Origin of the sequence: Campylobacter sp. US53, assembly GCF_004378995.1 — a bacterium.
In the GTDB taxonomy this organism is placed as follows: domain Bacteria; phylum Campylobacterota; class Campylobacteria; order Campylobacterales; family Campylobacteraceae; genus Campylobacter_D; species Campylobacter_D jejuni.
The window spans coordinates 52,076-60,147 of sequence record NZ_RYYH01000009.1 but is presented as its reverse complement, the minus strand read 5'-3'; the positions used below and the strand labels follow the sequence as shown (position 1 = coordinate 60,147).

Here is an 8,072-nt window from a genome sequence, read left to right as displayed (position 1 = left end):
GCTTTAAAGAAGTATAAACTAGATGATGATTATAGTTCTAAAGCTTATGTGAGCTTTGGGAAGTATTTTTAAGTTTTAGCAAGAAGTTTTTCTTGTTAAGGGTGAATTTATAGAATTTAAAATAAATTCCATAAATTCATCACTATCATTAGGGCAACTTATCAAATCATAATCACATTTTGCTAAATGTTTATACTCCATACTTAGTTCAAAAATCGTTTCAGAACAATCTATACAAAAAGAAATGGGATAAATCAAAGCTTTATCGTTTAAATTTGCCAAAACATCGCTTGTATTTGGTTCAAGCCATTTTACAGGGCCTAGTTTAGACTGATAAGCTAAAATAAATTCATCAAAATGATCTTTTAGTTTTTCTTTTAAAATTTCTACATGATCATTTACATGTTTTTCGTATAAATCACCTTTGTCAATAATGCTTTGTGGTAAAGAATGCGCTGAAAAAATCAAAATTTTGGCATCAAATTTACTTTTTTTAGCCAAAATGTGCGAAATTACCATCTCATTATAAAGCTCATTTTTGTAAAAAATATCTATAGTTTTTACTTTTGCTTGAATTTTTTGCTTTGAAATTTCATTTTGCAGAACTTCTAAAGATGAAGTTACTGTGGTGCAAGAATGGTGCGGATAAAGTGGAAAAAGAATGATTTCATCACTTTCATTTAAAGTGTATTTTTGCAAAATTTCTGTGGCAAAAGGAGGCACATAAAGATTTACAAAATCAAATTTAAATTCATCTTGTTTTAAATTAAGCTTGTCACACAGGCTTTGAGTAAGTTCGTTTAAAGGGGATTTTCCGCCCATTTTTTTATAGTTTTCTTGCATGGCTTTAACGCGAGCCTTTGTTATGATCCATGCTACAAATTTTCTTAAAAATCGATTTTTGATTCCTAAAATATAAGGATCATTAAACATATTTTTTAAAAAAACTTCACAATCTTGTAAATTCGTAGCTCCGCCCATATTTAAAAATAAAACTAATTTCACGCAAACCTTTCTAAAATTTCTTGAACTTTGTAAGCATCGCTCGTGCTGGCTAGATGATTGGGTTGATTATCGATAAGTTTTAACAAAGCTTCGTGTTCTGAAAAAAGTGGACTTTGTTGAGTAAGTTCTATAAAATTTCCATCTTTTAATAAAGAAAAATCATTTAAATTGGCTTCATAAAAATGATTTTTAGTAATAAGATGAATTTTTCTTAGTTTTTGTGTGCTATTCCAACTTTGATGTATGCTAGCAATACATTTTTCAAGCCCACATAGAATAATGCTTTCACTTTCTCTTGTTTGATCTTGGGTGTATTTTTTAAGCAAATTGGTTTTTATTATTTCTTGTTTGCTTAAAAAACAAAGCAAATCAAGATCATGCACAGCCAAATCTTGCAAAATCCCTACATCGCCGATTCTTTGCGGGTAGGGTGAAAATCTTTGTATGTTAATGCTGATAATTTCTTCATTTTCAAGCTCTTTTTTTAGGGCTAAAACCGCAGGATTAAATCTTTCACAAAAACCTACGCCTACTTTTACGCTGTATTCTTTAGCTAAATTTGAAATTTCGTCTATTTCTTTTAAATTTAGAGCTAAAGGCTTTTCGATTAAAACGCATTTGCATTGTTTAAAAATTTTTTTTGCTATTGCTAAATGTGAATTTGTAGGTGTTGCTATGATGATAATATCATTATTTTGATTTAAAAATTTATCCAAATCATCATAAAAAATATCATCAAAAATATTTAGATTTGGATTTTTGCAAAGATCAAAAAGTGCATTAAGTTTAAAATGAGAATTTTTACTAAGTTCATTTAAGTGGTTTTGCCCCATTTTTCCAAGGCCTATGATACCTATTTTCATGGAATTAATCTTTAAAAATACAAATAACTTGCTCTTGCTCTTCTTCACTTAAAAAAGGTGAAAAAGGCAAAGATAAGATGTGTTTGCTTGCATATTCTGAATTTTTAAGTTCTAAATTTGAAAACTCACTAAAGCAAGGTTGTTTATGCAAAGGGGTTGGATAGTGTATAGCATAAGGTATATTAGTTTTTTCGAATTTTTGCAATACACTAGCTCTATCTTCAACTAAAACGCTGTATTGTGCATAAGCGCTAAAAGCATTTGGATCAATTTGCGGAATTTGGCAGTTTTTTAAATTTACATTATAAATTTGTGCTAATTTTTGTCTTTTGTCTAATTCTTTTTCTAGGTATTTTAACTTAACATTTAAAATCGCCGCTTGCAAGGTATCAAGGCGTCCATTTATACCTATAAATTCATGTTTATAACGCTGAGTTTGTCCGTGATTGAGTAAAATTCTTATTTTTTTAGCAATTTCATCATCATGGCAAAAAATAGCCCCACCATCGCCATAAGCTCCCAAAGGTTTTGAAGGAAAAAAGCTTGTGCATGAAATTTTAGCTATAGAGCAGGATTTTTCTCCTTTGAAACTTGCGCCAAAACTTTGTGCACCATCTTCGATCAAAGTGATATTTTTATCTTTTAAAATTTCTTCTAAAGCCCTTAAATCACTCATTTGTCCAAACATACTTACTGCTATAACAGCTTTAGTTTTTGGGGTTATTGCTTTTTGCACTGCTTCAAAATCAAGATTGTAATTTGATAAATTTATATCTACAAAAACAGGTTTTGCGCCTGTTAAGGCCACAACTTCAGCTGTTGCTATGAAAGTAAAACTAGGCACTATAACTTCATCATCTTTGCCAATATCTAAGGCTCTTAAGGCAAGATATAAAGCACTGGTTCCACTTGAACAACCTATAGCGTGTTTAACACCTAAAAAATGAGCTAAATTTTGCTCAAATTCGTTAAGCTTTGCACCGCCTATAAAAGAAGAGCTTGATAAAACACTTTCAATTTCAGTATTGATTTCATCTTTGTATGCGAGATATTGGGCTTGAAGATTGATAAAATTCATAAAAAACCTTAGAGAAATAAAATTAAATAAAAATGTTTATTGTATTTTAGTTTTACTTAATTTAAAGTAATTTTGGTATGATATGTTTTTATAAAAATTTCTTTAGGAAAATTCATGGATATTAGAAAAGCTTATTTGGATTTTTTTGCATCAAAAGGACATGAGATAACCCAGTCAAGTCCTTTAGTTCCTGATGATGCAACTTTACTTTTTACTAATGCGGGTATGGTGCCTTTTAAAAGTATATTTACAGGAGAAATTCCACGCCCAAACCCTCCACGCAAAACAAGCTGTCAAACTTGTATAAGAGCGGGTGGAAAACACAATGACTTAGATAATGTAGGATATACCGCACGCCATCATACTTTTTTTGAAATGCTTGGAAATTTTAGCTTTGGAGATTATTTTAAAGAACAAGCCATAGCTTATGCTTGGGAATTTGTAACTGAAGTTTTAAAACTACCTAAAGACAGACTTTATGTAACCGTGCATGAAAACGATGATGAAGCTTTTAATCTATGGCAAAAACACATCCAAAAAGAAAGAATTTACAAATTTGGTGATAAAGATAATTTCTGGCAAATGGGCGATACTGGTCCTTGTGGTCCTTGTAGTGAGATTTTTTATGACCAAGGACAAGAGCATTTTAACTCAAGCGAAGATTATATGGGTGGAGATGGAGATAGATTTTTAGAAATCTGGAATCTTGTTTTTATGCAATACGAAAGAAGCGCTGATGGAGTGCTTAGCCCACTGCCAAAGCCAAGTATTGATACAGGAATGGGGCTTGAAAGAGTAACTGCAATTAAAGAAGGTAAATTTAGCAATTTTGATAGCTCGCTTTTTATGCCAATCATCAATGAAATTTCAAAACTTTGTAATAAAACTTATGTTTATGAAAGTGGAGCAAGTTTTAGAGTAATAGCCGATCATATAAGATCAAGTGTATTTTTACTCGCGCAAGGGGTAAGTTTTGACAAAGAAGGCAGAGGCTATGTTTTGCGTCGCATTTTGCGTCGTGCTTTAAGGCATGGATATTTGCTAGGTTTTAAACAAGCTTTTATGTATAAACTAGTTGATGTTGTATGCGATTTAATGGGCGGACATTATACCTATCTTAATGAGAAAAAAGACTTTATAAAAGAACAAATTCGCCTTGAAGAAGAAAGATTTTTAAGCACTATAGACAATGGGATTGAAATTTTTAATGAAGAGCTTAAAAACACCAAAGAAATTTTTAGCGGAGAAGTAGCCTTTAAGCTTTATGATACTTATGGTTTTCCGCTTGATTTAACGGCTGATATGCTAAGGGAAAAAAACCTCAAAGTTGATGAAGAAAAATTTGAACTTTTAATGAATGAGCAAAAAGCACGCGCTAAGGCTTCTTGGAAAGGAAGTGGAGATAAAACTGCAAGCGGAGATTTTAAAAACTTGCTTGAAAAATTTGGAGAAAATCATTTCGTAGGTTATGAAAAAGCAGAATGTGAAAGTAAAATTTTAGCCCTTTTAGATGAAGATTTTAAAGAAGTTTCCACCCTTAAAGATGCGGGTTGGGTGATGCTTGAAAACACACCTTTTTATGCAACAAGCGGGGGGCAAAGTGCTGATAGTGGCTTTATAGCTAAGCGTGAAGTTTTAGATACGCAAAAGTTTTTTAATCTCAATCTTAGCTTTGTAAAAGCAGGCGAAGAACTAAAAGTTGGCGATATAGTTCATGCAAGAATCGATACAGAAAAAAGAGAGCAAATCGCACGTCACCACTCAGCCACTCATCTTTTGCACCATGCTTTAAGAGAAATTTTAGGTTCTCATGTAAGCCAAGCAGGGTCTTTGGTTGAAAGCGATAAACTAAGATTTGATTTTACTCATCATAAAGCTTTAAGCAAAGAAGAGCTAGAAAGCGTTGAAAAAAGAGTTAATGAAATGATTATAAACTCAAGTGAGGCTATATTAGAAAATATGCCTTTAGAAGAAGCTAAAAAAAGCGGTGCTATAGCATTGTTTAATGAAAAATACCAAGGCAATGTGCGTGTTTTAACTCTAGGTGAAAGCAAGGAACTTTGCGGAGGAACCCATGTTAAAAATACTGCTCAAATAGGAAGTTTTTACATAGTTAAAGAAAGCGGTGTGAGTGCTGGAGTTAGACGCATTGAAGCTGTGGTTTCTAAAGCGGCTTTAGAATTTGTAAAAAATCAATTTGAAGAACTTTTTAAAGCAAAAGATGAACTTAAAAATAATGATATTTTAAGCGGGGTTAAAAAGCTTAAAAATGAAATTTTAAGTTTAAAAAATGAGCTTAAAAATTCAAGTAAAACCGAGCTTGATTCTAAAAATATCCAAGGTGTTGAAATTTGCGTAAAACGCGTAGATAATGGCGATATTAAAGCTATGATTGATGATTTTAAAAATAAATTTGCTAAAGCGGTGATTTTACTTATTCAAGTAAAAGATGAAAAAATCACTTTAGCAGCTGGTGTTAAAGATGCACCTTTAAAAGCAGGAGCTTTGGTTAAAGAAGCGGCGCAAATTTTAGGTGGAAATGGTGGCGGAAGAGATGATTTTGCTACTGCAGGTGGAAAAGATTTAAGCAAAATCAATGAAGCTTTAAAACAAAGCTTAGAAACGATAGAAAAAGCACTTTAATGTTAATTCTTGCTTCAAGTTCCATTTCAAGAGCTAACTTGCTTAAAACCGCAAAGATTGATTTTAGGCAAGTTAGTTTTGATTATGATGAAAATTTAAATAAAAATATTTCACCTTTTTTATATGTTCAAAAAATAGTTCTTGAAAAAGAAAGACAATTTTTAAGTACTTTAGGCAAAGATTTTCAAAACCAAAATTTGCTTTTTGCAGATAGTATAGTTTGTATAGATGAAAAAATTCTTACCAAAGCAAAGGATAAAAAAGAAGCTTATGAAATGCTTGCTTTGCAAAATGGCAAGTATGCAAGTATTTTATCGGCTTTTTTGCTTGTAAAACCTGAAAAAAGAGTTTTTTCTCTTTCAAAAACTACGCTTTATTTTAAAAATTTTGATGAAAATGTTTTAAGAGATTATGTAGAAAATGATCTTTATAAAGGCAAGGCGGGTTGTATTATGTGTGAGGGTTTTCATCAAAATTTCATCACTCAACAAGTAGGAAATCTAAGCACTGCTTTAGGGCTTGATATCCAAACTTTAAAGGCTTATTTATGAAAATATTAAAATATATTTTTTCATTTTTTACTCTTTTGTTTATAGCTGGATTTATTTATGTGGCTTATCTTTTCACAAGTGCTGATACTGAGGGTTATACTTTTAAAGAATACAAACCTCCTCTTACAACACAAATTTACGATAGAAATGGCAAGCTTGTGGCTAATATTTTTGAACAGCATCGTTTTTACGCTCCTTATGAAGAGCTTCCTCCACGCCTTATAGAAGCTTTAGTTGCTATAGAAGATACAAGCTTTTTTGAACATAATGGAGTTAATATCGATGCCATTTTTAGAGCTGCTGTAAAAATCATAAAAAGCGGTGGAAAAACCATGGAGGGAGCTTCCACTCTTACCCAGCAATTTATTAAAAACACAGAATTAACCCCAGAAAGAACTATTACGCGTAAAATTCGCGAAGCTTTGCTTGCTTATAAAATGGAAACCATTTTAACTAAAGAGCAAATTTTAGAAAGGTATTTAAATTTTATCTTTTTTGGACATGGGTATTATGGAGTAAAAACCGCAGCTTTGGGGTATTTTCATAAAAATTTAAATGAATTAAGCCTTAAAGAGATTGCTATGTTAGTAGGTATGCCAAAAGCACCTAGCAGTTATGATCCTACAAAGCATTTAGATCTTTCCATCTCAAGAGCAAATAATGTTATTTCAAGAATGTATAATCTAGGTTGGATTTCAAAAGCAGATTATGATACAGCCATTAAAGAAATTCCGCAAGTTTATGATGATACGCTTACTCAAAATGCTGCTCCTTATGTCGTAGATGAAGTGATTAAACAATTAAGCCCTAATATCAAAGACTTAAAAACAGGTGGATATAAAATCATTTTAAATATAGACTTAGATGTTCAAAATATGGCGCAGAATGCTTTGAAATTTGGTTATGATGAGATAGTAAAACGCGATAAAGATGCAAATTTAAGCACTTTAAACGGAGCTATGGTCGTGGTAAATCATCAAAGTGGCGATGTTTTAGCTTTGGTAGGTGGGGTTGATTATGAAAAAAGTAATTATAACCGTGCTACTCAAAGTATGCGTCAACCTGGAAGCTCTTTTAAACCTTTTGTGTATCAAGTGGCGATTAATTTAGGATATTCGCCTATGAGTGAAATTGCTGATATTTCTAGAATTTTTGAAGGTGGAGCGGGTAATAATGAGGATTGGAAACCTAAAAATGAAGGGGGTAAATTTTTAGGTTTAATTACCTTAAAAGAAGCTTTAATAAGATCAAGAAATTTAGCTACCATTAATCTCGCACTTGATATGGGGCTTGATGTTCTTTATTCTAAACTAATGGAATTTGGATTTAAAGATATACCGCCTAATTTATCAATCGTATTGGGAAGTTTTGGTATTTCTCCTTTGGAGTATTCGAAATTTTATACCATGTTTGGGAACTATGGTACGATTAAAGATCCTCAAATTATCAGACAAGTTCAGGATAAAACCGGTAAAACCATCATGGAATTTAACTCAAATGAGCGTAAAGTCAGCGATGAAGCGCAAAGTTTTCTGGTTTTAGATATGATGAGAAATGTTGTTGAAAAAGGCACAGGACGTAATGCAAGAGTAAAAGATATAGAAATAGCAGGAAAAACAGGAACAACGAATAAAAGTGTTGATGCTTGGTTTTGTGGACTTACGCCTGAAATAGAAGCAATCATTTGGTATGGAAATGATAACAACAAGCCTATGCGTTATACAGAAGGTGGGGCTAGAACAGCTGCTCCTGTGTTTAGAGAATTTTTAACTCAATATATAGAAAAATTCCCTGATACAACTAGAAAATTTAGCATTCCTAATGGGGTTTATCGTGGAAATTATAAAGGAGAAAGTGCTTATTATACCACCAAATCACCATTGCCAAAAGCAAATATGAAATTTAATGAAAGCGAGATTATATTTTGAAAGT

The 8,072-nt window shown here is 31.9% G+C and carries 6 protein-coding genes; 3 read left to right on the top strand and 3 right to left on the bottom strand.

The annotated features are described in order from the left end of the window. Positions 1–75: 75 nt before the first annotated feature. The 3 genes from hemH to ELQ05_RS07220 are packed head-to-tail and all read right to left on the bottom strand — an operon-like array spanning position 76 to position 2,946. Positions 76–1,005 carry a ferrochelatase gene (hemH, locus tag ELQ05_RS07230; protein ID WP_070316904.1) on the bottom strand — a complete coding sequence of 310 codons (930 nt, stop codon included), beginning with the start codon at positions 1,003–1,005 and terminating at the stop codon, positions 76–78. Then, positions 1,002–1,868: a Gfo/Idh/MocA family protein gene (locus ELQ05_RS07225; RefSeq protein ID WP_070316903.1), complete on the bottom strand. Its 867-nt coding sequence runs from the start codon at positions 1,866–1,868 to the stop codon at positions 1,002–1,004. Before ELQ05_RS07225 ends, hemH begins: the two co-directional genes overlap by 4 nt. Before the next feature lie 4 nt (positions 1,869–1,872). Then, complete coding sequence (locus tag ELQ05_RS07220) at positions 1,873–2,946, bottom strand: DegT/DnrJ/EryC1/StrS aminotransferase family protein (RefSeq protein ID WP_070316902.1); 1,074 nt, start codon at positions 2,944–2,946, stop codon at positions 1,873–1,875. Between the two features lie 114 nt (positions 2,947–3,060). Here ELQ05_RS07220 and alaS point away from each other — a divergent pair, with 114 nt between their 5' ends. From alaS to ELQ05_RS07205, 3 genes are read left to right on the top strand one after another with little or no spacing between them, the layout of a single operon-like run. Continuing rightward, positions 3,061–5,589 (top strand): alanine--tRNA ligase, encoded by a 2,529-nt coding sequence (gene alaS / locus ELQ05_RS07215; protein WP_134240051.1) that lies wholly within the window; start codon positions 3,061–3,063, stop codon positions 5,587–5,589. Continuing rightward, complete coding sequence (maf, locus tag ELQ05_RS07210; RefSeq protein WP_070299690.1) at positions 5,589–6,140, top strand: septum formation inhibitor Maf; 552 nt, start codon at positions 5,589–5,591, stop codon at positions 6,138–6,140. Before alaS ends, maf begins: the two co-directional genes overlap by 1 nt. Further along, complete coding sequence (locus ELQ05_RS07205) at positions 6,137–8,068, top strand: penicillin-binding protein 1A (protein ID WP_096702581.1); 1,932 nt, start codon at positions 6,137–6,139, stop codon at positions 8,066–8,068. The genes maf and ELQ05_RS07205 overlap by 4 nt, the downstream gene beginning before the upstream one ends. Positions 8,069–8,072: the final 4 nt, after the last annotated feature.

What these genes read in the sequence shown, in the direction of transcription:
- ELQ05_RS07225 (WP_070316903.1), bottom strand. Translation starts at nt 1,868, where the DNA reads ATGAAAATAGGTATCATAGGCCTTGGAAAAATGGGGCAAAACCACTTA.
- ELQ05_RS07220 (WP_070316902.1), bottom strand. Translation starts at nt 2,946, where the DNA reads ATGAATTTTATCAATCTTCAAGCCCAATATCTCGCATACAAAGATGAA.
- alaS (WP_134240051.1), top strand. Translation starts at nt 3,061, where the DNA reads ATGGATATTAGAAAAGCTTATTTGGATTTTTTTGCATCAAAAGGACAT.
- maf (WP_070299690.1), top strand. Translation starts at nt 5,589, where the DNA reads ATGTTAATTCTTGCTTCAAGTTCCATTTCAAGAGCTAACTTGCTTAAA.
- ELQ05_RS07205 (WP_096702581.1), top strand. Translation starts at nt 6,137, where the DNA reads ATGAAAATATTAAAATATATTTTTTCATTTTTTACTCTTTTGTTTATA.